Raw genomic sequence first — 24,046 nt, 5'->3', positions numbered from 1 at the left:
AAATGCGCGCGGCGGCTACTCCGCGCGCAGACGCCCCTGGCGGGTCAGCCGCGCCGCCAGCGCGGCCTCTTCGCTGACCAGGCGCTGCAGCACGGCCGCGCTGGCCGGGAAGGGCTCGCTGCCCAGTTCGCGGATCAGGCGGCTGAACTCCGGGTCGGCCACAGACTGGGAGATCCAGCCATACAGGCTGTCCACGCTGGCCGTGGGCGCACCCTTGGGCGCGAACACGCCCACGAAGGTGGTGGCATCGAACACCGGCAGGCCCAGCTGGGCCAGGTCGGGCACATCGGCCAGCCCGCCCCCGGCGCGCGGCCCCAGCACGAACAGCGCGCGCAAGGCGCCGCTCTTGATATGCGGCGTGGAGCTGGTGATCTGGTCCACCACGGCATCGATCTGCCCGCCGATCAGATCGACCAGGGCCGGCCCCGATCCCTTGTAGGGCACGGGATTGACGCGCACCTTCACGGCATCTTCCAGCTGCAGCACGGCCAGGTGATTGGGCGAGCCCGGGCCGGCATGGCCCACGGTCACGCTGCCATCCCTGGCCTTCATCGCCTTGATGAAATCGGCAGCGGTCTTGAAGCGCGCGTCGTTGGCGCGCACCACCACGACCACGGGCGTGCGGCTGACCACGGCAATGGGCGCAAAGCTGTCGGCGCGGTAGGGCAGCTTGATCATCTCGGGCAAGGTGCCCAACTGGCCCGGCGTGGCCACCAGCAGCGTATGCCCGTCCGGCTCGGCGCGCGCCACCCAGCCCGAGCCCACGGCACCACCGCCGCCCGCACGGTTGTCCACGATCACGGACTGCCCCGCATGCCGGGCCAGCGGAATGCCCAGCGTGCGGGCCACGATGTCCACGTTGCCGCCCGGCGCAAAGGGCACGACCAGCGTGAGCGGCTTGGCGGGAAATGCGCGCGCCTGCACTGCCGATGCAGCCGATGCCGCAGCCAGCGCCGCGAAAGATACCGCCGTGCGGATAAAGCCTCTGCGGCCCGATGTGATTCGATTCATTTTCTCTGTCTCCTGCTATTTGAAAATCAATGACCCCAATACAGGCGCGCGGGGTTATCGACCAATACCGTGTGCCTGTATTCCTCTGGAACCCAATCCACCAATGCCCGCGCCAATTCGCCAGCGGAATTCGAACGGGCCTTTATTCCGGGATGCGGCCAGTCCGACCCCCATACGATCCGGTGCGGATTGGCCTGCACCAGGGCATGTGCAATCGGAACCACGGCTGGGTCCGCGGCCGATGCCGTTGCCGATATCCGGTAGGCGCCCGAGAACTTCACCCAGGCCCGGCCTTCCTTCATCAGCGCCTGAAGGTTGCGGCTGCCCGGCCCGCCGGCGCCCAGCTGGCGCGACGGGTGGCCGAAGTGATCCACCACCACGGCCACGCCCATGTCGGCCACGCGCTGCGCCAGGCCAGGGTCTTCATCCACGTTCACCAGCAATTGCACATGCCAGCCCAGGCCCCGGATGCGGTCGGCCACGGTCCGCAGGCTGGAGACGGAGACCCCGCCCGAAAACAGCGCATTGCACCGTGCGCCGCGCACGCCCAGGGCATGCAGCGCTTCGATCTCTGTATCCGGCGTGTCCTCGTAGATCACGGCCACGCCACGCATGCGGCCCGATTCGGCATGGCGCAGCGTCTGCTTGAGAAGGCCGTGATCGCGGCCATACACGCTGGGCTGGACCAGAACGCAGCGGTCCACGCCCAATGGGCGAAAGGCTTTCCAATAATCGTCCATGGACGCGACAGCCGGCGTATAGGCGCGTTCCGCAATCAACGGAAAATCATCGGAACGACCAAATACATGGAAATGGGTATCGCAGGAATTTTCTGGAAACAGATATTGTTCCGCTGGATTTTCGACTGCGTCGGAATCACCGGCACAGCGGTTGAAACTGGGTGAATTCATGGGCATTCATTTCAAAGCTGGTGCATTGTCGTGACGCACGTAAAATTCAGTCAAGCTCATCTTTGTCATCATCAAAATGAACAGCATTCAACATGCAGACGGCACGCCCCGGGCCCCGGTCAACCTGCGCAGCATCGACCTCAACCTGCTGGTGATCTTCGAGGCCCTGGTGGAGGAACGCAGCGTGGGCAAGGCCGCCGCGCGGCTGGGCATCACCTCCTCGGCCGTCAGCCATGCGCTGCGCCGGCTGCGCACCCAGTTCAACGACCCGCTGCTTCTGCGCACGGCCGAAGGCATGGCGCCCACGCCCGAGGCCGTGCGCCTGGCGCGCAGCTTCCGCAAGGCCTTCAGCGAGATCGAAAGCGCCATCGAGGTCAGCAAGGGCTTCGATCCGGCCACGGCGCGGCGCAATTTCCACCTGCGCCTGTCCGACTACGTGGGCGTGCTGCTGCTCCCGCAGCTGTGCATCCATCTGCGTGCGGTGGCGCCGGGCATCAGCCTGTCGGTGCAGTCCTTCGACGGCCGCCAGCCCTCGGACCGCGTCGAGTACGAAGGCGTGGAAATCCGCCTTTCCGTCTCGCGCGGGCGCTCGGTGCTGTCGGCGTCACGCCGCCTGCTGGACGACCAGTGGATGGTGCTGATGCGCAAGGACCATCCGGCCGCCGCCTCCCCGCTCACGCTGGAAAAATACCTGGAGCAAGGCCACCTGAAGGTCACGGGCGTGGGCAGCAGCATCGTGGACGAACTCCTGGCCGAGCGCGGGCTGGCGCGGCGCGTGATGTTCCAGGTGCCCACCTGGCTGGGCATGGTGCCCGTCATCGAATCCACCGACCTGGTGGCCGCCATGCCCGCGCACTGGATGCACAGCGTGCTGTCCGGCTCCAACTGCGTGGCGCGCCCCATGCCCCTGCCCGAGCTGGCCCTGTCCATCGACGCCGTCTGGCATCCGCGCAACGACCATGACGCGGGGCACAAATGGTTCAGGGAGCTGATCCACCAGATCTTCCAGGAGGCGTACAGCAAATCCCTGCTCCAGCAGCGCCTGGACAGGGCTGGCACGCGGAGCAACGCTTAACCCAGCCCTCATGCTTTTCGGTGAAGATGCGGTCTTTCCGCCGCACAAGCCATGACACCAGAACAACACACTCCAGCGCTGCAGCGCCGCAACCTCGGCCTGCTCGTGGCCGCGCAATCGCTGGGGGGCGCGTCGCCGCCCATCATCATTTCGCTGGGCGGCCTGGTGGGGCAGCAGCTGTCCACCAATCCCACGGCCACCACGCTGCCGGTCAGCATCTACCAGCTGGGCCTGGCGCTGTCCACGCTGCCCGCGGCCTGGCTGATGCAGCGCATGGGGCGGCGCACGGCCTATGTGCTGGGCGCCATCCTGGGCGTGGTCTCGGGCGTGATCGCCGCCCAGGGCATTGCGCACTCCGATTTCGTGACCTTCTGCATCGGCACGGCGCTGGCGGGCTTTTACGCGGCCTGCGTGCAGAGCTACCGCTTCGCGGCCACCGACGCCATGACCGACCCCGCCGAGCAGGCGCGCGCCATCTCGCGCGTGATGATCGGCGGGCTGATCGCGGCCATCATCGGCCCGCAGGTGGTGATCTGGACGCGCGACGCCCTGCCCATGACGCCGTTCGCCGGCAGCTTCTACAGCCAGGCCGTTCTCGCCCTGCTGGCCCTGCCGCTGCTGCTGGGCCTGAAGCTGCCGCCGCCCCAGGCCCGCGCCGTGGCGGGCGAGGCCCGGCCGCTGGCCGAGATTGCGCGCACACCGCAGTTCATCGTGGCGGCTTCGGCCGGCGTGGTCAGCTACGGCCTCATGGCCTTTCTGATGACGGCCGCGCCCATGGCCATGGTGGGCTGCGGCCACACGGTGGGCGAGGCGGCGCTGGGCATCCAGTGGCATGTGCTGGCCATGTTCGCACCCAGCTTCTTCACGGGCCGGCTGATCGCGCGCTTTGGCAAGCGCCGCATCACGGCGCTGGGGCTGGTGATGATCGCGGCCTCGGCCCTGATGGCGTTGATGGGGCTGGAGCTGCTGCACTTCTGGGGCTCCCTGGTGCTGCTGGGCGTGGGCTGGAACTTCGGCTTCATCGGCGCCACGGCCATGGTCACCGAGTGCTACCGCCCTGCCGAGCGCGCCAAGGTGCAGGCGCTCAACGATTTCCTGGTCTTCGGCACCGTGGCCGTGGCCTCGTTCGGCTCGGGCCAGTTGCTGCACACGGCCGGCTGGGACGGCATCAACACCTGGCTGCTGCCCATCGTGGGCGTGGTGCTGCTGATGCTGGCCATGCAGGGACGGGGTCGCGGCGCGGGCGCGCCGGCCTGAAGCCCCGACCGGTCAATCGCCAGGGTCCGCACGGCGGCTGCCCAGCCAGAGCACGGCCACCCAGCCCAGCAGCGCCAGGGCCAGCAGCACGGACAGATGCCATAGCGCCGCCTCCAGCGGCGCGCCGGCCTGGTTCAGTCGCAGCGAGGCCTGGATGGCCGCCGTGCTGGGCGACAGCCAGCGCAGCGCCTGCAGCAGTTGCGGCAGGGCTTCGGCCGGCCAGCTGAAGCCGCCGACGAAGGCCAGCGGGATGGAGGTGAACAGCACCACCTGCATGGCACGCTCGCGGTTGGCCAGCCACCAGCCCAGCAGCGCCGCCGCTCCCGCCACGGCCGGGACGAAGACGGCCAGCAGTGCCAGCGCGCCCCAGGGATTGCCGCCACGCGGATAGTCGTGCCAGACGAAGATCCAGCCGAAGTAGTACAGGCCCGAGAGCCAGCCCAGCGTGCACAGCGCCAGCAGCCGCGCCAGCCAGGTGCGTGCCGGCGCCCTGTCCAATCCCTGCTCGCGCCAGGTTCCCACCAGCAGCGCGCCGCCCATGAGCAGCGTCTGCTGCAGGATGATGATGGCCACGGCGGCGACGACGAAGCTGCCGTAGCCTTCCGTCGGATTGAACAGGGCCTGCATCTGCAGGTTGACGGGCGAGCGGCTGGCCTGGGCCTGCAGTGCGCTCTGTCCGCCGGCCGTCAGCCGCCGCAGCTCCACGCCTGCCGAGACCGTGCCGAAGGCTTCGGCAAAGCCGTACTGCACCTGCTTGGCGGCCAGCGGGTAGGCACCGTTGGCATAGACGGGGACCACGGCCTCTTCGCTGCGCACCACGCGGCGCTTGAGGTCGCGCGGCAGCAGCGCGTAGCCCATGACGCGGCCATCCAGCAGGGCCTGCTGCGCCTGGGCCTCGTCGCCCGTGACCAGAGCGACTTCGATGCGCGGGCTGGCCTGGGCAAAGCGCATCATCTGGCGTGCCAGCCCGCTGCCGTCGTGCTGCACCACGGCCACGGGCACGCGCTGCACCACCTCCTGCCCATAGAACCAGGGATAGAAGAAGCCGTAGAGCACGGGCGCGCCCACCAGCAGCATGAGCACGCCCACGTCGCCGAACACGGCACGCAGGGCGTTGAGGAAGTCATGCGCAAAGCCCCTGGCCATCTCAGCGCCCTCCCCATTTGTCGGGGCGGGAAAGGCCGCGCGCCAGGCCTGCCGTGGCCAGCAGCAGCAACACCAGCGCGGCCAGCAATAGCCCGGCCACCACGGGCAGGCTCTGCACGATGGGCGCGCCCATCTGCAACTGCTCTATCTGCAGCCGCGCATAGTGGGTATAGGGCATGGACAGGGCCCAGGCACGTGCCGAATCCGGCATGGCCAGCAGCGGAAAACCCACGCCGCTGAACGCAAAGGCCGGAGCCGACAGCAGGCCCGCGCCCGACAGCGCCGTGCGCAGCGACAGCGTGAGCGACGCCAGCAGCGCCCCGGCCGCCAGGCTCACGGCGATCAGCAGCAGCAGGGCCAGCGCCACCCAGGCCAGGCTGGCAGCGCCCTGCCCCGGATGCCAGCCCCGTCCGGCCGTGAGCCACAGCATGGCCAGCGTACCGCCCAGGCCCAGGCTGGCCCAGGACAGCGCCAGCTTGCCCGCCAAGGCGCCCGCAATGGCGCTCCAGCCGGGCTTTCCCGGGCCCGCAGCCTCGGCCATCCACTGGCCCAGCGTGCGGTCGCGCAGCTCGCGCCCCACGGACCAGGCGCCGGCCGTCATGCCCAGGATGTGCAGCAGCGCGGGAATCAGCGCCGCCGCCAGGAACTGCTCGTAGTTGGTGGAGATGTTGAACAGCGACACCAGGTTGGTGCGTATGGGCTCCATGCGCACGCGCAGCGCCTGGGCCGGGTCGCCGCGCTTGGCACGGGCCTGCATTTCCACGCCGGCCGACAGCGTTCCCACCACCTGGCGCAGGTCGCGCTGGATCAGGCTGGAATGCGTGGCCAGCTGGGCGTTGTGCATGAGCACCACGTCGGCCCCCTGGCCCCGCTTGATGTCGCGCGCAAAGCCGGGCGGGATCTGCACCACGGCATAGGCATTCATGGACTGCAGCGCCCATTGCGCCTCCGAGGCATTGAGCACCTGCGACTGCACGGCCAGGCCCGGCGTGGCATCCAGCATGCGCACCAGCTGGCGCGACAGGGCGCTGTGGTCCTGGTCCCAGACAGCGACGGGCAGGCGCTGGACCAGGCCTGCCGAGAAGATCCAGACCATGAGCAGCAGCGCCAGCAGCGGCACCCAGCTGACCATGGCCAGGTCCCAGGGCCGTCCGCGCAGCAGACGCCATTCGCGCCGCAGGCTGGCGGCAAAGGCCGTGGGCGGGTTCGCGCTCACTGCCGCCGGCCGCTCAACGGCCGCCTTCCACGACCACGCTCATGCCGGGCCGCGCGCCTGCAATGGGCTGCTGCGGCCGCGCGCGGACCTCGAAGGTGCGCGCATCGAAGCCCTGGCCGGCGCGCGTGGCGCGCCAGGTGGCGAAGTCGGGCAGCACCCCCAGGTAGTAGACCTCGAAGCCGGCCTCGCGGTTGTCCAGGCCCGGCAGGCGGCCGGTGAAGCGGCTGCCCTGGGCAAAGCGTGCAAGCTGGTCCTCGCGCACATTGAGCACCACCCACTGGTCGGCCAGGTCCACCACGGTGACCACGGCCACGCCCTGCGGGGACAGCTCGCCCTGGCGGGCCAGCACCTGGACCACCTCGCCGCCCACGGGGCTGCGCAGCTCGGTCTCGGCACGCGCGGCCTCCACCTCGGCGACCACGCCCTGCACCTGGCGTGCCTGGGCCTGGGCGGCACTGCGATCCTCCTGGCGCGCGCCCGAAGCCGCCATTTCATATTGCGCGCGCGCAGCCAGCGCCTGGTCGCGCGAGGCGCGCCAGTTGGCATCGGCTTCATCGCGCTTCTGGGCCGCAACCAGTCCCTGGTCGAACAGGCTTTGCACGCGGCGCAGCGAGGTCTGGGCCAGGTCGGCGGCCGTCTGGGCGCGCTGCCAGTTCAGGCGCGCCATCTGCACTTCCTGCGGGCGTGCGCCGGCCTGCGCCTTGTCGGCCTGGGCCTGGGCGGCATCGCGCGCGGCCTCGGCCTGGGCCAGCTTGGCGCGCACCTCGGGGCTGTCCATCTCCACCAGCAGATCGCCGGGCTGGATCTTCTGGCCTTCGGTGACCCGCACCTTGGCGATGCGCGCCGTGACCTTGGGCGCGATGTCGGTCTCGCGTGCCTCCATCTGGCCCTGGAAATACAGGGGGGCGGGCTGCGCCGCACGCCAAAAGCCCCAGGCCACGAGCAGCAGCACGGCCAGCACGATGGCCAGGGCCAGCCAGGGGCGCCTGCGCCCCGGCGGCACGGGCGCGGGGCCGGGTGCTTCGGGGGCGCTGCGGGGATGGTCGGGCGTGGCTGTGCTCATGGTGCGTCGGGTGGGATCTGTATGTCGGCCTGGGCCATGAATCGGTCGAATTCCTCGCTCTGGCCCGTGCTCTCCAGCAGTGCGGCCAGGGCCTGCACATACTGGTTGGCCAGTTCGGCACGCTGGGTCTGGACCTTGGCGAGATTGAGGCTGGCATCGATCAGGTCCAGCGTGGTGCTGGTGCCTTCCCGCAGGCCGGCCTCGCGCAGCCGCAGCAGCTCGCGCGCAAGATCCTCCTGGGCCTGCTGGGCCTGGTACTGGCGGCGTGCCTGCTCCACGCCCAGCCAGTTCTTCTCGACCAGCAGCGCGATGTCGCTGAGCGCCTGGGCTTGGGTCAGCTCGGCCTGCTCGATCTTGCGCTGCGAGGAGGCGGCCAGCGCATCGCGGTCGATGCTGTCCCACAGCGTCCAGCGCACGGCCACGCCAGCCACCCAGTTGGGCTTGCCGCTGGTGTTGACCTCGCGCGAACCGAAGGCCAGCAGCTGCGGCCGGCGCAGCGCCTCCTGGGCGTCGTGCAGGGACTCGGCCTGGCGCTTCTTGGCCTGGACCTTGTCCAGACCCGGATGGTGCGACTGGGCCGCGGCGACGAAGCCGTCCAGCGGCGGCAAAGGCCGGCTGCTGACGAACAGCGGCGTACTGGGCAGCACCTGCCGCTGCGCCTTGACCGTGCGCGCCAGCGCCGCTGCGGCCAGGTCTGCGTCGTCGCGCGATTTGCGCGCTTGCTGCTCGGCGTCGGCCAGCGCGGCACGGGCCTGCAGGCGCTCCAGCCGGGAGATCACGCCCGCCTTGAGCATGCTTTGCGCGGCCGCGTCATGCACGCGCACGCCCTCAAGCGCACGCTCGCGCAGCCGTGCGGCCCGCTCGGCCAGCTGGGCGCCGAAGTAGCGCTGCACCAGCAGCGAATGCAGGGCGTGGCTGCTGCTGGCGGCATCGGCCAGGGCTTCGTCGGTGGCAGCGTCCAGGCCACTGCGCACCGCATCGGACAGGCCGCCCAGGTACAGCGGCCAGACCAGGGACAGGCTGGCCGAGGCATTCGTGCTCTTGCGCTGCAAGGCATAGGAGGTGGGCAGTTGCGGCAGCGAGGGAATGGCCGGCCCCACCGAGGGCGGCAGCTGGCCGAGGACGCCGTCCAGGGTGCGCCGCGCAGGATCGAGATCGATGTCGGCATTGGCCGAGTAGCGGTAGCCCAGGCCCGTGATGGCCACGGAAGGCCCGCCCAGCCCCTGCGTACCCTGGCGTCTGAGCCGCGCGCTTTCCACGGCCTTGGCCGAGGCGGCCAGTTGGTCGGAGCCCTGCAGCAGCGCCTGGCGGGCCTGCACGAAGCTCATCGCGGCGGCAGCCTGGGAGGCCGGAGCCTCCCCTGCAGCCTGGGCCGCCCCTGCGACCATGCCCAGCGCCGCCAGCCACGGCACAAGGCGCGCGGGCCGCGCATGCAACGGAAAAAACATGGAAGCGCTCAATGGCATGAATGGGGGCGCCTTGCGTGGTTCACCGATGGTGGCGAAGCTTACACGGGCTTGCAGGCGGGCCCCCGTCGGACAAGGTCCTGTGCCTTGTGCCCCCGGCACTGTGCAGCAGGGTCGATTTGCCTGGCGTTCCATTCCATTTCTGTGCGCAGGTGCCGCGCCATGCCGCTACACTGGCGCCTGCCTGCGCGAGCATGTCCTGGCGGACCTGTCCGCAGGCCTTTTTTTTCTGCCCGGCATCGGCCCGATGCCCCGACTGACCACCATGTCCACCGTCTTCAACTTCACCTTCGTCCCCTGGTTCCGGTCCGTGGCTCCCTATATCCACAAGTTCCGACACCAGACCTTTGTGGTGGGACTGACGGGCGAGGCCATCGCATCGGGCAAGCTCAGCTCCATCGTCCAGGACCTGGCCATGATCCAGGCCATGGGCGTGAAGATCGTGCTGGTCCATGGCTTCCGTCCCCAGGTCAACGAGCAGCTTGCCGCCAAGGGCCATGAGGCCCAGTACTCGCGCGGCGTGCGCATCACCGACTCCGTGGCGCTGGACTGCGCCCAGGAAGCCGCCGGCCAGCTGCGCTACGAGATCGAGGCCGCCTTCAGCCAGGGCCTGCCCAACACGCCCATGGCCGGCGCGCGGGTGCGGGTGATCTCGGGCAACTTCCTCACGGCCCGGCCCGTGGGCATCGTGGACGGCGTGGATTTCAAGCATTCGGGCCTGGTGCGCAAGGTCGATGTCAGCGGCATCCGCAGCGCCCTGGACATGGATGCCATGGTGCTGATGTCGCCCTTCGGCTTCTCGCCCACCGGCGAGGCCTTCAACCTGAGCATGGAAGAGGTGGCCACGCGCGTGGCCATCGAGCTGAAGGCCGACAAGCTGATCTTCATGACCGAGGTGCCGGGCATCCGCATGGACCCTACGGGCCCGGCCGACGAGACCAACCCCATCGACACCGAGCTGCCGCTGGCCACGGCCCGCCGCATGCTGGCCGAGCTGCCCACGCCCGAGCAGCCCACGGACACGGGCTTTTACCTGCAGCACTGCGTGCATGCCTGCGAGCACGGCGTGGAGCGCAGCCACATCCTGCCCTTCGCCATCGACGGCGCGCTGCTGCTGGAGATCTATGTGCACGACGGCATCGGCACCATGATCATCGACGAGAAGCTGGAAGAGCTGCGCGAGGCCACGCCCGACGACGTGGCCGGCATCATCCAGCTGATCGAGCCCTTCGAGAAGGACGGCACCCTGGTCAAGCGCAGCCGCACCGAGATCGAGCGCGACATCGCCCACTACACCATCATCGAACACGATGGCGTGATCTTCGGCTGCGCCGCGCTCTACCCCTATCCCAGCGCCAGGACGGCCGAGATGGCGGCCGTCACCGTCTCGCCCAAGAGCCAGGGCACGGGCGATGGCGAGAAGCTGCTCAAGCGCATAGAGCAGCGCGCCAAGGCCCAGGGCCTGGACAGCCTGTTCGTGCTGACCACGCGCACCATGCACTGGTTCATCAAGCGCGGCTTCCAGCCCGTGGACCCCGACTGGCTGCCCGAGGCGCGCAAGGCCAAGTACAACTGGGACCGCAAAAGTCAGGTCCTGGTCAAGAAGCTGTAACCCCCTGAGGCGCTGTGCGCCTTCCCCCTCACGAGGGGGGCATACGGGCGGCCGGCGACACCCTCGGTGCGGGGGCGGCGCGGCCGGCCCAGGCCCTTCCTCGGTGTCTCTCGTCTTCAGGCCACGCCAATTTTCTGAAATCGCCCAAATCAAGCGACATGGTGGCGCAACTCAGCCTTGCACTGCTGCCTGCCAGCGTGCGGCCGCCTTGCCGGCCGCCGCCAGCGCCGCATCGCGCTGCGGCGCGTCGGCCGGGCATTCGGTGAGGTAGCCGGTCACCAGCAGCGGTGCGCTTTGCGGCGTGGGCCAGGCGATGACGGCATCGTTAGCCGTGCCGCGATCGCCGGTGCCCGTCTTTCCACCCACGCGCCAGCCGGCCGGCATGCCCGCGCGCAGGCGCTTGTCGCCCGTGCGGCTGGCCACCAGCCACTGCTGCAGCAGGGCGCGGCCATGGCCGTCCAGCACCGATCCCAGAAGCAGGCGCTGCATGCTTTGCACCATGGCCAGCGGCGTGGTGGTGTCGCGCTCGTCACCGGGCAGGCCTTCGTTGAGCTCGGGCTCCATGCGGTCCAGGCGTGTGGTCTCGTCGCCGCTGGCGCGCAGCCACTGCGTCAGCGCCTGCGGTCCGCCGCTGGCGTCCAGCAGCAGGTTGGCGGCGGTGTTGTCGCTGAGCACCACGGCGGCCTCGCACAGTTCGGAGATGGTCATGCCGCCGCCATCACCGGCACGCGGGCCGCTGGCCGGCGAGTAGGGAACCAGCCGGGAGCTGGCGTAGTGCACGCGGCGCGACAGGCGCTCATCGCCCTGCTGCACGCGGTCCAGCACCTGGGCGGCCAGCAGCAGCTTGAAGGTGCTGCACATGACAAAGCGCTCGTCGCCGCGGTGGTCCACGCTGGCGCCCGACTCCACCTCCAGCACGGCCACGCCGAGCCGCCCGCCCACACTTTTCTCGATGCGCGCCAGCTCGGTCCTGAAGGCCTGGTCGGCAGCCCCCTGTTTTTTTGATGGCAGGGCGCAGCCGGCCAGCCCGGCCGCCATCCAGGCGGCCGCGCCGCCCGTCATCAGAAAATCGCGTCTTTGCATTGTTTTTCCTTTTCAGTTGCAGATCTACAACCGCAACGATAGCGCCGCGCCCAATCTGCGACCAGCGTGAATAATTGGCAGCATCCCTTAGAAAAACTATTGGCTCACCATGCAACTGCCCCTCAATGCCCTGCGCATGTTCGACGCGGCCGCGCGCCATCTCAACCTGACGCGGGCGGCCGACGAGCTGTGCGTGACCCAGGCCGCCGTCAGCCAGCACATCCGCAACCTGGAGGAGCGCCTGGGCAAGCCGCTGTTCCGGCGCCTGCCGCGCGGCCTGGCGCTGACCGACGAAGGCCATGCGCTGTGGCCTGCCGTGGCCGAGAGCTTTGCGCGCATAGAGCATTCGCTGCAGCAGGTGGCCGAGCCGCGCCCGCGCGAGGTCCTCACCGTGGGCGTGGTCGGCACCTTCGCCATCGGCTGGCTGATTCCCAGGCTGGGCCAGTTCCAGCAGCAGCACCCCTACATCGACCTGCGACTGCTCACGCACAACAACCGCGTGGACCTGGCCGGCGAAGGGCTGGATGCGGCCGTGCGCTTCGGCGACGGCGCCTGGCAGGGCACGCGCGCCGAGCTGCTGCTGCGCGCGCCGCTGACGCCCATGTGCACCCCGGCCCTGGCCCAGCGCCTGCGCCAGCCGGCCGACCTGGCCGGGCAGACGCTGCTGCGCTCGTACCGCCTGCAGGAATGGGAGAGCTGGTTTGCCACGCTGGACCAGAGCGCGCCGCTGGCGCGCGGGGCCATGTTCGACTCCTCGCTGACGCTGGCCGAGGCGGCCGCCCAGGGCGCAGGCGTGGCCCTGCTGCCGGCGCGCATGTTCCAGCACCTGCTGCAGCAGGGCCGGCTGGTGCGCCCCTTCGAGCAGGAGGTGGACACGGGCGCCTACTGGCTGACCCACCTGCGCTCGCGCGCACCCAGTGCGGCGCTCAAGACCTTCAGGCAATGGCTGCTGGCGCAGCTGCAATAGCCACGGACGCCCGCGGCAAGACCCGCAGGCCGCCCGACTTTGGCCCCGGCGCTATCATCTGCCGCTTTTGGCCCCTAGCCCCGTTCCCGCTCCATGACCCAGACCCTGCCGGTTCTCTACTCGTTTCGCCGCTGCCCCTACGCCATCCGCGCCCGCCTGGCGCTGGCCCATGCCGGCCTGGCCTGCGAGCTGCGCGAAATCAACCTGCGCAACAAGCCGCAGGCGCTGCTCGATGCATCGCCCAAGGGCACGGTGCCCGTGCTGGTGCTGGAGGACGGCCGCGTGATCGAGCAGAGCCTGGATGTCATGCTGCACGCGCTGCGCGCCAATGACCCGGATGGCTGGCTGGCACCGACCAGCGGCTCGCTGCAGGACATGCTGGCGCTGATCGAGCGCAACGACGGCTTTTTCAAGCACGCCCTGGACCGCTGCAAGTACCCCGAGCGCTATACGGCCGAAGAGGTCAACCACGCCCAGGCCGATGCCCTGACCTGGCTGGCCGAGCTGGACGACCAGCTGGAGGCCACCGGCTACCTGTTCGGCCAGAACCCCAGCCTGGCCGACATGGCGCTGCGCCCCTTCGTGCGCCAGTACGCGCGCATCGACGAGTCGCAATGGAACGAGCAGCCCTGGCCGCATCTGCAGGCCTGGCTGCAGCGCTGGATCGACTCGGCCCTGTTCGCAGAAGTGATGGAAACCTACCCGGGCTGGGTGCCCGGCACGCGCGGCCCGGTCTTTGCCGCCGGTGGCGTGGGCAGCGACTGACGCCTGCCCGCCCCGTGTGCCCTGCCCCGGGTCGGCAGGGGCTGCGCAAGGCAGGCAAAGCTGGCACAGTGGCAGGCTGTTGCCAACCGCATGAGCCTTCGCCGACATGACCCTCGCCACCCTGCTCGTCTTCTCCCTGGTCGCGCTGATCGCGATCATCACCCCCGGTCCCACCGTGCTGCTGGCCCTGGCCAATGGCTCGCGCCACGGCGTGCGCCGCGCCCTGCCGGGCATGCTGGGCGCCGTGCTGTCGGACTTCGTGCTGGTCGGCGCGGTCGCGCTGGGCCTGGGCGCGCTGCTGGCGGCCTCGGAGTTCTGGTTCTCGGTGGTCAAGTGGGCGGGCGCGGCCTACCTGGCCTGGCTGGGCCTGCGCATGCTGCGCAGCCAGGGCGGATCGCTGTCGGCACCCCAGGGTGGCGGCAAGGCAGAGACTGACGCCGACGGCTACAGCGCCCGCACCGTGCTGCTCAAGTCGTTCCTGGTCGCCGTGACCAATCCCAAGGGCTACCTGTTCTGCTCGGCCCTGCTGCCGCAGTTCATCGACCCGGCGGCCGCCCAGGCGCCGCAGTACATCGCCATTGCGCTGGTGTTCGCGCTCATCGATTTCCTGGTGATGCTGGCCTATGCCTTCGCCGGATCACGCGCCGCGCGGCTGCTGCGCGGGCGGGCCGTGATGTGGCTGGACCGTCTGTGCGGCGGCATGCTGCTGGCGCTGGCAGGCTCGCTGGCCTTCTACCGCCGCGCGTCGAACTAGGCGCGCCGCCCAAGAGCCGCGCCTCCCCCGCTGCGTCAGCGCGTCGTCCCCATGACATCGTCCAGCTGCAGCACGGCAGCGGCGTTGGCCGTGGTGGTGGCCAGCGTGTCGATGGCGCCGGTGCGCAGGGCGCCCAGGATGGCCGTGACCTTGCTGGATTCGGCCGCCACGGCGATGACGTTGGGTATGCGCAGCAGGTCCTCGCGGCTCAGGCCGATGACGCGGTCCTGCATGGGGGTTGCGGCCGGCTGGCCGTGGATGTCGATGAAGTCGTAGCCCATCATGTCGCCCACCGTGCCCGCGCGGCGGGCGTCTGAGATCTCCTGCGCGGAAAACCAGCCCATGCGGGCCATGTTGCTGTCCACGCTGACATCGCCCACGCCGATGAGGGCGATGTCGGCGCGGCGCGCCTTGTCCAGGGTGTGCCTGACGGTGTCGTTGTCCAGCAGCGCCTTGCGCAGTTGCGGATCGCCCACCAGGGCCGGCGCATAGAGCGATTCGGACTTGCCGCCAAAGCGCGCGGCCAGGCGGCGCGCGATGTGGTCGGCGTTCATCGCCTCCCCGCCACGGTAGGAGCCGCCGATGGCGCTGACGAAGTGGCACTCCCGCCGTGTGGCGGACAGGGCGTGCTCGGAGACCGAGGACACGTTGCGCCCCATGCCCACGGCCACGATGGAGCCGTCGACCAGGATGCGCTCCAGCTCGCTGGCCACCAGCCCTGCCAGCAGTTCGCGCTGCCGGTCGGCATCCTTGTGGTCCACCGCGATCAGTGCGCGCTTGATGTGAAAGCGCTCGGTCAGCTGCCGCTCCAGGTCGGCGGACACCAGCGAATGCGGCCGCACGCGAATCTCGACAATGCCCTCTTCCTGCGCGCGGCGCAGCAGCCGCCCGACGGTGGCGCGCGAGATGCCGAACTCCTTGGACAGTTGGTCCTGCGTGCATCCATCGACGTAGTACAGGGTCGCCAGTCGCGTCAGGTCGCTTTCAGTCAAGGGTGCCTCCAAGGGTGCCGGGAAAGGCGCGCAGTGTAGCGCCGCTCACCGGGCCTCGCCAGCGTGGGGCAGCAGCAGGACCTTGACCGAGTCCATGGAATCGGCCACCCGGATGGCGCTCTCCCAGTCCGACAGCGCATAGCGGTGGGTGACGATGCCCTCGGAGGTGACCAGGCCGCGCGCCAGCAGGTCGATGGCGATGGGGTAGCAATGGGCGCTGAGGTGGGCGCCGCGCAGGTCCAGCTCCTTTTCCTCGCCGATGATGGACCAGTCCACCGTGGTCTCGCGCCCGAAGACGCTGAACTCCACGAAGCGGCCGAGCTTGCGCACCAGGTCCAGCCCCTGCGTCACGCCCGAGGGCGCGCCCGTGGTCTCTATGTACACATCGCAGCCATAGCCGTCGGTCAGTGCGTGCACGATGGCGCAGGCATCCTCGCGCGCGGGGTTGATGGTCACGTCGGCGCCGCAGCGGCGTGCCAGCGCCAGGCGCTGGTCCGACAGGTCCATGACCACCAGCCGGCGCGGCGTCTTCAGGCGCGCCACCTGGGCCATGAGCAGGCCCAGCGTGCCCGCGCCGGCGATGACCACCACATCGTCGAGCTGGATGTCGCCGCGGTTGACGGCATGGATGGCGCAGGACAGCGGCTCGGTGATGGCCGCATCCTCGAAGGCCACGCTCTCGGGAATCCGGTGCACCACGGCGCGGGCCGACAGGCGCATGTACTCGGCCATGCCGCCATCGGCCACCTGGCGCTGGAAGCCGTAGACATCGTGCACCTCGCACATCCAGCGAAAGCCGGTCCTGCAATAGCGGCAGGCATGGCAGGGCACGATCTGCTCGGCGATCACCCGGTCACCCAGCTGCACGCCGTGGTGCTCCTGCGCGCCCTCGCCCACCTCCACCACATGGCCCCAGAACTCGTGGCCCGCGATCACCGGCGGGCGCACATAGGCGGGGCGGCCTTTTTCCGGATCTCCCCAGAAGCGCGGCGCGCCAGCCCAGCATTTGCAGTCGCCCGCGCAAATGCCGCAGGAAGCCACGCGGATGACCAGCTCGCGCGGCCCGGCCTGCGGACGTGCGACGCGTTCGAGCCGGTAATCCCTGGGGCCGTGGCAGACCACGGCCAGCATGTTCGTATCGGCGGCGTCAGGCAGGGTGTTTTGCATGGAACTCTCCCGGGTTGCAGATGGTGGACAGGACGTGGGCGCAGCGCTTCATGCCCTGCGGCGCGAACTGTCGAGCAGCACGGCGCCGACGATGATCACGCCCTTGATCAGTTGCTGGTAGTACGAGGACACGCCCAGCAGGTTCAGCCCGTTGTTGATCACGCCGATGAGCAGGGCTCCGACGACCGTGCCGCCCAGGCTGCCCGTGCCGCCCGACAGGCTGGTGCCGCCGATCACCACGGCCGCGATGGCGTCCAGCTCGTAGGACACGCCGGCCTGCGGCAGCGCCGCCGTGGTGCGCGACGCCAGCAAAATGCCGGCCAGCCCCGCGAGCAGGCCGCTGACCACATAGACCAGCAGCACGATGGCGCGGGTGTTGATGCCGCTGGTCTTGGCACTGCGCAGGTTGCCGCCCACGGCGTAGATGTAGCGGCCATACACGGTGTAGCGCAGCACGAAGGCGAACACTGCGACGGCAACGGCAAAGATCACGATGGGCATGGGCACGGGGCCCAGCTGGCCGGCGCCGATGGCAAGAAAGCCGTCGGGCAGCTCGGACACCGGCATGCCGTCGTTGTAGATGTAGGTCAGGCCACGCGCCGCACTGAGCATGCCCAGCGTGGCCACGAAGGGCGGCACCGCGAACCAGGCCACCAGCAGGCCGTTGACGCCGCCCAGCAGCATGCCCACGCCCAGCCCGGCGCCCACGCTCACCGCCAGCCCCTGGCCATCGGCCGCCAGCCAGGCGCCGACCATGCCGGCCAGCGCCAGGATGGCGCCCACCGACAGGTCGATGCCCGCCGTCAGCACCACGCACGTCATGCCGATGGCCAGGATGCCGTTGATGGAGGTCTGGCGCAGGATGTCGGCCCAGTTGCCCCAGGTCATGAAATGGGGGTTGGCCAGCGCCAGCGCGGCGCACAGCGCAACCAGCGCGATGACCACGCCGTAGCGCTCGCGCAGGCTGCGCAGGTCCAGCGCGCGCCGCCCCAAGAGCGGCGGCGAAGATGCGGCTTGAAGATTCGTCATGGAGGACTCCCGCGTTGATGGAAGAAAGGCGTGGGGCCGGCAGGCCGCTCACTGGATGGAGTAGCCCCCGTCGATGACGATGTTCTCGCCCGTCAGCATGCCGGCGTGCGTACCGGCCAGGAACACGGCCAGCCGCGCCACCTCCTCGGGCTGCGCAAAGCGGCCCGTGGGGATGAGTGCCCGCATGGCCTCCCCCACCTGCCCGGCCCAGGCCTTGCGGCCCAGCGGCGTGTCCACCACCGTCGGCGAGATGGCGTTGACGGTGATGCCGTCGGACGCCCACTCCAGCGCCAGCACGCGCGTCAGCCCCACCAGGCCCGCCTTGCTGGCGCAATAGGCGGCATGGCGCCGGAGCGCGACCACACTGGCCTGCGAGGCCAGGTTGATGATGCGGCCGTGGCGCTGGCGGCGCATGGCCGGGGCCACTGCCTGGGCCAGCAGCAGCGGCGCCGTGAGGTTGACGGCCAGCGTGCGCTCCCAGGCCGCCTCGCTGATTTCGCCGGCCGGCTCCAGCAGCGCCACGCCGGCGCTGTTGACCAGAATGTCGATGCGGCCCGTGGCCTCCAGCACGGTGGCCACCGCCTGCTCCACGCCCTCGGGCCTGGTCACATCCACCGCCAGCGCCAGGTGGCGCCGGGGCTCGGCCAGGCTGGCAGCGGCCACGTCCAGTGCCTGCCGCTCCAGGTCCACCAGAACGACACGCGCACCGCCTTGGGCGAGCTGCCGGGCAATCGCCAGGCCGATGCCGCCCGCGCCGCCGGTGACCAGGGCCGTGCGGCCGTCGAAGTCCCGCTCCAGGCCGGCGGCGCTCATTTGCGCACCTTCTGCAAGAAGGCGTCGGCATTGGCGGGCACGATGGCGGTCCAGGGCACCTCGTAGGATTTGGCCGTGCCATCGCCCCAGGGCATGGCCTGGGCATACTCGCTCCATACCACCGAGCGCGGCCGGTAGGACGGGCCGACAAGCTGGCGCAGCAGCACATCCAGCGCGCCCTGCGCCTGGGCCTGGGCGTCCTGGAAATTGGTGGTCATCTCGCCGCGCTTGACGGCCGTGATGGCGGCGGCCACGCCGTCCACGCCCACCACCGGGATGGTCTTGATGTCGATGCCCTTGGTCTTGATGGCCTGCACCGCGCCCAGGGCCTCGTCGTCGTTCTGGGCGATCACGCCCTGGATCTGGCCCGGGAATGCGGTCAGCCAGTTCTCCATCAGGCCCATGGACTCGGCGCGCGACCAGTTGGCGGTCTTGCGCGCCAGCACCTTCACGTCCTTGTGGCGGGCCAGCACCTCGTCATTGCCGCGCGCCCGCTCGATCTGTGCCGACTGGCCTATGGGCCCCTCGATGACGACGATATTGCCCTTGCCGCCGATGGCCTTCATCAGCGCCTCGGCCTGCATGCGGCCGGCCACCACATCGTCATTGCCCACGTAGGAGGTCAGCACATCGCCCTGCACGCGCGTGTTGGAGCCCACCACGGGAATGCCGGCCTTCACCGCCTTCTGCACGGGCGCCGCACCCGCCTTCAGGTCAATGGGCACGAAGAGGATGCCGTCGTACTTCTGCGTGATCATGGTGTCGAACTGGTTGCTCTGCGTCAGCGCGTCGTAGTTGCCGTCGAACACGGTGATCTGCACCGTGCCGTCCTTCACGGCCGGATGCGCCTTCAGCTCCTTGGTCCACATCTGCATGAACTCGCCCTTGAGCCCATAGACGGCCGCGCCTATGCGGTAGGGCTTGGCCGGTGCGGGCACTGGTGCTGGTGCCGACAGCGGGGCCGGAGCCTGGGCCCGGACCTGCGCTGCGGCCAGGAACAGCCCACCGGCAAACGCGGCGGCAAGCACGGTGGTGAAGCGGAAAAACGGCATGGTCATGTCTCCTGTGTGTTGTGAAAGGCAAGGGGAAAAACGCAGCACGGGCATTGCCCGGGCTCAGGACGCGAGGTGCATCAGCGCCTCCTGCGTGATGCCGTGGCCGGCCACCACGCGGTCAAGCCGGCCTTTGCGGAAGATGGCAATGCGGTCGCTCAGCTCCAGCAGCTCCGGCGCCTCGGAGGACACCACCACCACGGCATGGCCTTGCGCGGCCAGCGAGGCCAGGAAGGCGTACACCTCGCGCTTGGCGCCTTCGTCGATGCCGCGCGTGGGCTCGTCGCACAGCAGGCAGACGGGATTGGTGGCCATGCAACGGGCCAGCACCACCTTCTGCTGGTTGCCGCCGCTCAGGCCCGAGACCGGCATGGCAGGGCTGGCCAGCTTCACGCGCAGGCGCTGCAGCAGGCCGCCCACCAGCACGCGCTCTGCTGCGCCATCCACCACCCCGGCGCGCTGCAGGCCCGGCAGTGCGGGCAAGCTGGTGTTGAAGCGCACCGAGGAACTGATCACCAGCCCCGTGGCCTTGCGGTCCTCGGTCACCAGGGCCAGGCCCGCCTTGATCGACGCCGCCGGATTGCCGCGCGGCAGGGGCCGTCCGCCCAGGCTCGCCCGCCCCTGGTCGGCGCGCGTGAGGCCGTACAGGCAGTTGAGGAATTCGCTGCGGCCCGATCCCATCAGTCCGTAGATGCCCAGCACCTCGCCGGGGGCGACGTCCAGGCTGATGTCCTCGAACTCGCCCCGGCGCGTGAGCCCCTGCACCGACAGCAGCGGCTCGCCCTGCGCCGCAGCCCTGCGCTCGCTGGCGGCAGCGCGGACCTCCCGGCCCACGATGAGCTTCACCAGCTGGCGCCGGTCGATATCGGCCAGCGCGCCGGTCTGCACGAAGCCGCCATCGCGGAACACCGTGTAGCTGTCGGCAATGGTGAAGATCTCCGTCAGGCGGTGCGACACGTAGAGGATGCCGGCGCCCTGCGCGGTCACGCGGCGTATCGCGTCGAAGAGGATGGCGGTCTCGCTTTCGCCAATGGCCGAGGTGGGCTCGTCCATGATGATCAGCTCGCTTTGCCGGCTCAGGGCCTTGGCAATCTCCACCAGCTGGGTCTGCGCCAGGCTCAGGCGGCCCATCTGCGCACGCGGATCGATATCGAAGCCCAGCTGCCTGAGCAGCGCATCCGCCTGCTCCAGCAGCGCGGCATGGCGGACCACCATGCCGGCGCGCCGGGGCTCGCGGCCCAGGAAGATGTTCTCGGCCACGCTCATGCCCGGGATGGGCGACAGCTCCTGCGTGATGATGGACAGGCGGTGCGCCAGCGCCTCGTGCGGCGTGGCGAAATCCACCGGCCGGCCCTTGAGCAATATCTCGCCGGCATCGCGCCGCAACAGGCCCATCACGATGTTCAGGAAGGTGGATTTGCCTGCGCCATTGCCGCCGCACAGCGCGTGCACGCTGCCCGCCTGCAGCTCAAGGCAGCCGTTGCGCAGCGCAGGGACGCCGCCAAAGCTCTTGGCCACGCCGCGCGCCTGCAGCAGTGCGGTGCCGGTGCCGGTGCCGGTGCCGGTGTCCATGGTCACGCGCCCTGCCCGCGCCCGGCCGCGGCGGCCTGCGAGCGTTCGAAGCCGGTGATGGCATCCACCTTCAGGGCCGAGCTGCCGCCATCGAAGCGCGATGCGAGGAAGCGGTCCACGATGGCCTTGGCCAGTTCCACCCCGATCACGCGCGAGCCCAGCGTGATGATCTGCGCGTCGTTGCTGCGGCTGGCGCGCTCGGCCGAATAGGTGTCATGGGCCTGCGCGGCGCGGATGCCTGCCACCTTGTTGGCCGCAATGGCCATGCCTATGCCCGTGCCGCACAGGAGAACGCCGCGCTCATGGCGGCCCTGGACGATGGCCTGCGCCACCGCGATGCCGATGTCGGGGTAGAGCACCGGCTCGCCGTCGTGCGTGCCGAAGTCGGCCACTTCGTGGCCCTGGGCCAGCAGATGCTGCTTCACGGCGTTCTTGAGGTCGCAGGCGGCTTCGTCGCAGCCGATGGCCAGCTTCATGGCATCCCCTTCATTACAAAAGACCATCACATGATCATTTGATCAATGTTTTTTGAGAGTCTTCTCAATCGGAGAGCAGTTGTCAAACAACGATAGCTATGTGAATCGGCAAGATGAATACGTAACCTGTTGAATTTTCTACAAAATCCATCAAATCCTATCGTTTTCCCTTGGCTATTGAATAGCCAAAAGGCATTGACACGCCAATTTCAACAAATCAAAAATGACCACTCAATGATCATATGAACAGGCTTCGGCACACCCGCCGGGACTGCACCTGGAGGAGACAAAGGCATGACGACCAACCGCGTGATCAACGACCCCGACCGGGTGGTGGAGGACATGCTCCAGGGATGGATCGCCGCCCATGGCGACACCCTGCGCATCGACGCGGGCAACCCCCGCGTCGTGCGCCTGCATGGCGCGCCACGCAGGGGCAAGGTGGGCATCGTGACGGGCGGCGGGTCGGGGCACGAGCCGGCCTTTCTGGGCTATGTGGGCGCAGGCCTGTGCGACGCCGCCGCCGTGGGCGAGGTCTTCTCGTCCCCCACGGCCAGAAGCTTCTACGACGCCATGCGCGCGGCCGATGGCGGCGCCGGCGTGGCCTGCCTGTATGGCAACTACGCGGGCGACAACATGAATGTGGCCATGGCCGTGCAGATGGCCGCGGCCGAAGGCATGGCGGTCAGGACCGTGGTGGCCAACGACGACGTGCCTTCTGCCGCGCGGGGCGACGAGGCCAGCCGCCGCGGCGTGGCCGGCGAGATCCTGATGTGGAAGGTGGCGGGCGCCCGGGCGGCCATGGGCGCCAGCCTCGACGAAGTCATCGCCATCGCCCGGCACGCCATGGCCCGCACGCGCAGCATCGGCATCGGCCTGTCGGCATGCACCATTCCCGCCGTGGGCAAGGCCAATTTCCATATCGAGCGCGGCAGCATGGAGGTGGGCATAGGCCACCATGGCGAGCCCGGCATGTCCGTGCACCCCACGACCACGGCGGCCGGGATGGCCGAGCGCATGCTGGGCGCCCTGCTGCCCGACCTGCCCTTCGCCCCGGGCGACCGCGTGGCCGTGCTGCTGTCCGGCCTGGGCGCCACGCCGCTGATGGAGCAGTACATCCTCTATGGCGAGGTCGCCCGGCGCCTGCAAGAACGCGGCATTCAGGTGGCCTTCCGGCTGTTGGGCAATCTCTTCACCTCGCTGGAGATGATGGGCATCACACTCACGCTGATGCAGCTGGACGATGCGCTGGAAGCCTGCCTCAAGGCGCCCTGCCAGTCAGTCGCCCTGACCCTGGCCGGCGGGCTGCCGCCCCAGGCGCTGGAGGCCATTCCAACGCTGCCCTCTGTTCCGGCACGGACGCCGGCACAGGCGCAGGAACAGGCGCAGGAACAGGCACAAACCGCCCGCCCCCAAGCCGCAAGGCGCACCAGCCAAGGGCCGGCCATCGCGCTCGATGGCGCGGGCAGCATCGTGCGTGAACTGATCACGGCCATCGTCGGCCACCGGGAGTTCCTGAGCGAGATCGACGGCCTGATCGGCGATGGCGATCACGGCATCAACATGGCCAAGGGCTTTTCCGGCTGCGGCGCACGGCTTGATGCCATGGACGCCAGCCAGGCAGCGCAACTGCCTGCGGCGCTGCAGCAGCTGTCCCAGACGTTGATGGACGATATCGGCGGCTCCATGGGCCCGCTGTACGGCAGCTTCTTCCAGGGCTTCGCCGATGTTCTTGGGCCGGAGCAGGAGATGGATGCCGCCCTGTTCGGCCAGGCCCTGGCGCGGGCCGTCGCCGATGTGCAGGGGATGGGCAAGGCCCGGGTCGGCGACAAGACCCTCATCGATACGCTGGCCCCGGCCCTGCAGGCCTACCGGCAATCGCTGCAGGCCGGCGCCGGCTTCCGCGAGGCGCTGCAGGCCATGGAGGCCGCGGCCGAGGCAGGCAAGGAATCCACGCGCCACCTCCAGGCCCGCATCGGGCGCTCGGCCCGGCTGGGGCCGCGCTCCATCGGCGTGCTGGACGCGGGCGCCACGTCCTGCTGGCTGATTCTGAGCACCCTGGCGCAGTCGCTGCAGCGGCGACTGGCGCAAGCCTCAGCCTAGGGCTCAGCGCCTGCGGGCAGCGCCGCGCACCAGCAGCACCAAGACGGCCACGCTCATGATGGCGAAGCAGATGAAGGACCAGTTGGCGATGGAGCCGCCCAGGAAGCTCCAGTCCACGGCAACGCAGTCGCCCGAACCACGGAAGATCATGGGCACGGCACGGCTGATGGAGTAGTTCTCGATCATTCCGTAGAAGTCGCGCCCGCAGGTGGCGAACTCGGGCGGATACCACTGCAGCCAGCTCTGGCGCGCGGCGACGAAGGCGCCAAAGCCTGCGGCGACCAGCGCCGCGATGCCCCAACCCATCAGCCAGCCGCGCCCGCCGCGTGCGCTGCCCAGGCCCGCGAAGATGGCCACGCCGATCAGCGCGTAGCGCTGCACGATGCACATCGGGCAGGGCTCCAGCCCGACCACATGCTGCAGATACATGCCGAAGGCCAGCATGGCCACGCAGGCCAGGCTGATGAGCGCCAGGATGCGGCGCGGAGCGTTGTCAAACCATTGAAGCATTCTTGT

The 24,046-nt window shown here is 69.4% G+C and carries 22 protein-coding genes; 7 read left to right on the top strand and 15 right to left on the bottom strand.

Going from position 1 to position 24,046, the window contains the following annotated elements; translation table 11 throughout:
- Positions 1-15: 15 nt before the first annotated feature.
- A complete protein-coding gene (locus ACF8ML_RS21120; RefSeq protein WP_016448238.1) occupies positions 16-1,011 on the bottom strand; it encodes a tripartite tricarboxylate transporter substrate binding protein in 996 nt (331 codons plus the stop codon).
- Positions 1,012-1,037: 26 nt separating this feature from the next.
- Positions 1,038-1,922 carry an amidohydrolase family protein gene (locus tag ACF8ML_RS21115; protein ID WP_392407871.1) on the bottom strand — a complete coding sequence of 295 codons (885 nt, stop codon included), beginning with the start codon at positions 1,920-1,922 and terminating at the stop codon, positions 1,038-1,040.
- 76 nt (positions 1,923-1,998) lie between these two features.
- On the opposite strand from ACF8ML_RS21115, the gene ACF8ML_RS21110 reads away from it, so the two are divergent.
- Together ACF8ML_RS21110 and ACF8ML_RS21105 are read left to right on the top strand one after the other, a co-directional pair.
- Positions 1,999-2,997: a LysR family transcriptional regulator gene (locus ACF8ML_RS21110; RefSeq protein ID WP_392407869.1), complete on the top strand. Its 999-nt coding sequence runs from the start codon at positions 1,999-2,001 to the stop codon at positions 2,995-2,997.
- 51 nt (positions 2,998-3,048) lie between these two features.
- On the top strand, positions 3,049-4,254 hold the full coding sequence (locus ACF8ML_RS21105; RefSeq protein WP_016448243.1) for an MFS transporter: 1,206 nt from the start codon (positions 3,049-3,051) through the stop codon (positions 4,252-4,254).
- Positions 4,255-4,266: 12 nt separating this feature from the next.
- On the opposite strand, the gene ACF8ML_RS21100 is transcribed toward ACF8ML_RS21105, so the two are convergent.
- From ACF8ML_RS21100 to ACF8ML_RS21085, 4 genes are read right to left on the bottom strand one after another with little or no spacing between them, the layout of a single operon-like run.
- Positions 4,267-5,400 carry an ABC transporter permease gene (locus ACF8ML_RS21100; protein ID WP_392407868.1) on the bottom strand — a complete coding sequence of 378 codons (1,134 nt, stop codon included), beginning with the start codon at positions 5,398-5,400 and terminating at the stop codon, positions 4,267-4,269.
- 1 nt (position 5,401) lies between these two features.
- Positions 5,402-6,616 (bottom strand): ABC transporter permease, encoded by a 1,215-nt coding sequence (locus tag ACF8ML_RS21095; protein ID WP_392407867.1) that lies wholly within the window; start codon positions 6,614-6,616, stop codon positions 5,402-5,404.
- 13 nt (positions 6,617-6,629) lie between these two features.
- Positions 6,630-7,679, bottom strand: coding sequence for an HlyD family secretion protein (locus ACF8ML_RS21090; protein WP_013801710.1), 1,050 nt, complete (start codon positions 7,677-7,679; stop codon positions 6,630-6,632).
- A complete protein-coding gene (locus tag ACF8ML_RS21085; RefSeq protein WP_047326876.1) occupies positions 7,676-9,127 on the bottom strand; it encodes a TolC family protein in 1,452 nt (483 codons plus the stop codon). The genes ACF8ML_RS21090 and ACF8ML_RS21085 overlap by 4 nt, the downstream gene beginning before the upstream one ends.
- A 283-nt stretch (positions 9,128-9,410) precedes the next feature.
- Between ACF8ML_RS21085 and argA the strand changes: the two genes are divergently transcribed.
- Positions 9,411-10,757, top strand: a complete 1,347-nt coding sequence (gene argA / locus ACF8ML_RS21080; protein WP_012206372.1) for an amino-acid N-acetyltransferase — start codon at positions 9,411-9,413, stop codon at positions 10,755-10,757.
- Positions 10,758-10,928: 171 nt separating this feature from the next.
- Here the strand turns inward: argA and bla are convergent, their stop codons facing one another.
- The gene (gene bla, locus ACF8ML_RS21075) at positions 10,929-11,840 is read right to left on the bottom strand and encodes a class A beta-lactamase (protein WP_034367430.1); all 912 of its coding nucleotides are present in this window, start codon (positions 11,838-11,840) and stop codon (positions 10,929-10,931) included.
- A 109-nt stretch (positions 11,841-11,949) separates the two neighbouring features.
- Between bla and ACF8ML_RS21070 the strand changes: the two genes are divergently transcribed.
- The 3 genes from ACF8ML_RS21070 (at position 11,950) to ACF8ML_RS21060 (ending at position 14,326) form a co-directional block, all read left to right on the top strand.
- Positions 11,950-12,807 (top strand): LysR family transcriptional regulator, encoded by an 858-nt coding sequence (locus tag ACF8ML_RS21070; RefSeq protein WP_012206374.1) that lies wholly within the window; start codon positions 11,950-11,952, stop codon positions 12,805-12,807.
- Between the two features lie 93 nt (positions 12,808-12,900).
- Positions 12,901-13,572 carry a glutathione S-transferase gene (locus ACF8ML_RS21065; RefSeq protein ID WP_016453271.1) on the top strand — a complete coding sequence of 224 codons (672 nt, stop codon included), beginning with the start codon at positions 12,901-12,903 and terminating at the stop codon, positions 13,570-13,572.
- Positions 13,573-13,678: 106 nt separating this feature from the next.
- Positions 13,679-14,326, top strand: coding sequence for a LysE family translocator (locus ACF8ML_RS21060; protein WP_047326875.1), 648 nt, complete (start codon positions 13,679-13,681; stop codon positions 14,324-14,326).
- A 35-nt stretch (positions 14,327-14,361) separates the two neighbouring features.
- Here the strand turns inward: ACF8ML_RS21060 and ACF8ML_RS21055 are convergent, their stop codons facing one another.
- The 7 genes from ACF8ML_RS21055 to rpiB all read right to left on the bottom strand — a co-directional run bounded on the left by ACF8ML_RS21055 (position 14,362) and on the right by rpiB (position 21,427).
- Complete coding sequence (locus tag ACF8ML_RS21055) at positions 14,362-15,318, bottom strand: sugar-binding transcriptional regulator (RefSeq protein ID WP_012206377.1); 957 nt, start codon at positions 15,316-15,318, stop codon at positions 14,362-14,364.
- A 45-nt stretch (positions 15,319-15,363) separates the two neighbouring features.
- Positions 15,364-16,485, bottom strand: coding sequence for an alcohol dehydrogenase catalytic domain-containing protein (locus ACF8ML_RS21050; RefSeq protein WP_315532571.1), 1,122 nt, complete (start codon positions 16,483-16,485; stop codon positions 15,364-15,366).
- A gap of 48 nt (positions 16,486-16,533) precedes the next feature.
- Positions 16,534-17,514: an ABC transporter permease gene (locus ACF8ML_RS21045; protein ID WP_016448253.1), complete on the bottom strand. Its 981-nt coding sequence runs from the start codon at positions 17,512-17,514 to the stop codon at positions 16,534-16,536.
- 48 nt (positions 17,515-17,562) lie between these two features.
- On the bottom strand, positions 17,563-18,327 hold the full coding sequence (locus tag ACF8ML_RS21040) for a GolD/DthD family dehydrogenase (RefSeq protein ID WP_392407866.1): 765 nt from the start codon (positions 18,325-18,327) through the stop codon (positions 17,563-17,565).
- Positions 18,324-19,379 carry a substrate-binding domain-containing protein gene (locus tag ACF8ML_RS21035; protein ID WP_392407865.1) on the bottom strand — a complete coding sequence of 352 codons (1,056 nt, stop codon included), beginning with the start codon at positions 19,377-19,379 and terminating at the stop codon, positions 18,324-18,326. Before ACF8ML_RS21035 ends, ACF8ML_RS21040 begins: the two co-directional genes overlap by 4 nt.
- Positions 19,380-19,442: 63 nt before the next feature.
- Positions 19,443-20,951 carry a sugar ABC transporter ATP-binding protein gene (locus ACF8ML_RS21030; RefSeq protein ID WP_392407864.1) on the bottom strand — a complete coding sequence of 503 codons (1,509 nt, stop codon included), beginning with the start codon at positions 20,949-20,951 and terminating at the stop codon, positions 19,443-19,445.
- A 2-nt stretch (positions 20,952-20,953) separates the two neighbouring features.
- The gene (rpiB, locus tag ACF8ML_RS21025; protein ID WP_012206383.1) at positions 20,954-21,427 is read right to left on the bottom strand and encodes a ribose 5-phosphate isomerase B; all 474 of its coding nucleotides are present in this window, start codon (positions 21,425-21,427) and stop codon (positions 20,954-20,956) included.
- Between the two features lie 294 nt (positions 21,428-21,721).
- On the opposite strand from rpiB, the gene dhaL reads away from it, so the two are divergent.
- Entirely contained in the window at positions 21,722-23,530 is a 1,809-nt protein-coding gene (gene dhaL / locus ACF8ML_RS21020; RefSeq protein WP_392407863.1) for a dihydroxyacetone kinase subunit DhaL, read from the top strand.
- Positions 23,531-23,533: 3 nt separating this feature from the next.
- On the opposite strand, the gene ACF8ML_RS21015 is transcribed toward dhaL, so the two are convergent.
- Positions 23,534-24,040 carry a disulfide bond formation protein B gene (locus tag ACF8ML_RS21015; protein ID WP_016453280.1) on the bottom strand — a complete coding sequence of 169 codons (507 nt, stop codon included), beginning with the start codon at positions 24,038-24,040 and terminating at the stop codon, positions 23,534-23,536.
- Positions 24,041-24,046: the final 6 nt, after the last annotated feature.

It is taken from the genome of Delftia sp. WSY_10 (genome assembly GCF_043104705.1).
Classification (GTDB): Bacteria; Pseudomonadota; Gammaproteobacteria; order Burkholderiales; family Burkholderiaceae_C; genus Comamonas; species Comamonas tsuruhatensis.
This window is presented reverse-complemented; position numbering and strand designations above follow the sequence as displayed.

Excerpts from the sequence above, each read along its gene's own strand:
- ACF8ML_RS21065 (WP_016453271.1), top strand. The coding sequence starts at position 12,901 with ATGACCCAGACCCTGCCGGTTCTCTACTCGTTTCGCCGCTGCCCCTAC.
- ACF8ML_RS21090 (WP_013801710.1), bottom strand. The coding sequence starts at position 7,679 with ATGAGCACAGCCACGCCCGACCATCCCCGCAGCGCCCCCGAAGCACCC.
- ACF8ML_RS21120 (WP_016448238.1), bottom strand. The coding sequence starts at position 1,011 with ATGAATCGAATCACATCGGGCCGCAGAGGCTTTATCCGCACGGCGGTA.
- ACF8ML_RS21110 (WP_392407869.1), top strand. The coding sequence starts at position 1,999 with ATGAACAGCATTCAACATGCAGACGGCACGCCCCGGGCCCCGGTCAAC.
- argA (WP_012206372.1), top strand. The coding sequence starts at position 9,411 with ATGTCCACCGTCTTCAACTTCACCTTCGTCCCCTGGTTCCGGTCCGTG.
- bla (WP_034367430.1), bottom strand. The coding sequence starts at position 11,840 with ATGCAAAGACGCGATTTTCTGATGACGGGCGGCGCGGCCGCCTGGATG.
- dhaL (WP_392407863.1), top strand. The coding sequence starts at position 21,722 with ATGACGACCAACCGCGTGATCAACGACCCCGACCGGGTGGTGGAGGAC.
- ACF8ML_RS21040 (WP_392407866.1), bottom strand. The coding sequence starts at position 18,327 with ATGAGCGCCGCCGGCCTGGAGCGGGACTTCGACGGCCGCACGGCCCTG.
- ACF8ML_RS21045 (WP_016448253.1), bottom strand. The coding sequence starts at position 17,514 with ATGACGAATCTTCAAGCCGCATCTTCGCCGCCGCTCTTGGGGCGGCGC.
- rpiB (WP_012206383.1), bottom strand. The coding sequence starts at position 21,427 with ATGAAGCTGGCCATCGGCTGCGACGAAGCCGCCTGCGACCTCAAGAAC.
- ACF8ML_RS21030 (WP_392407864.1), bottom strand. The coding sequence starts at position 20,951 with ATGGACACCGGCACCGGCACCGGCACCGGCACCGCACTGCTGCAGGCG.
- ACF8ML_RS21050 (WP_315532571.1), bottom strand. The coding sequence starts at position 16,485 with ATGCAAAACACCCTGCCTGACGCCGCCGATACGAACATGCTGGCCGTG.
- ACF8ML_RS21105 (WP_016448243.1), top strand. The coding sequence starts at position 3,049 with ATGACACCAGAACAACACACTCCAGCGCTGCAGCGCCGCAACCTCGGC.
- ACF8ML_RS21060 (WP_047326875.1), top strand. The coding sequence starts at position 13,679 with ATGACCCTCGCCACCCTGCTCGTCTTCTCCCTGGTCGCGCTGATCGCG.
- ACF8ML_RS21070 (WP_012206374.1), top strand. The coding sequence starts at position 11,950 with ATGCAACTGCCCCTCAATGCCCTGCGCATGTTCGACGCGGCCGCGCGC.
- ACF8ML_RS21085 (WP_047326876.1), bottom strand. The coding sequence starts at position 9,127 with ATGTTTTTTCCGTTGCATGCGCGGCCCGCGCGCCTTGTGCCGTGGCTG.
- ACF8ML_RS21115 (WP_392407871.1), bottom strand. The coding sequence starts at position 1,922 with ATGAATTCACCCAGTTTCAACCGCTGTGCCGGTGATTCCGACGCAGTC.
- ACF8ML_RS21015 (WP_016453280.1), bottom strand. The coding sequence starts at position 24,040 with ATGCTTCAATGGTTTGACAACGCTCCGCGCCGCATCCTGGCGCTCATC.
- ACF8ML_RS21100 (WP_392407868.1), bottom strand. The coding sequence starts at position 5,400 with ATGGCCAGGGGCTTTGCGCATGACTTCCTCAACGCCCTGCGTGCCGTG.
- ACF8ML_RS21035 (WP_392407865.1), bottom strand. The coding sequence starts at position 19,379 with ATGCCGTTTTTCCGCTTCACCACCGTGCTTGCCGCCGCGTTTGCCGGT.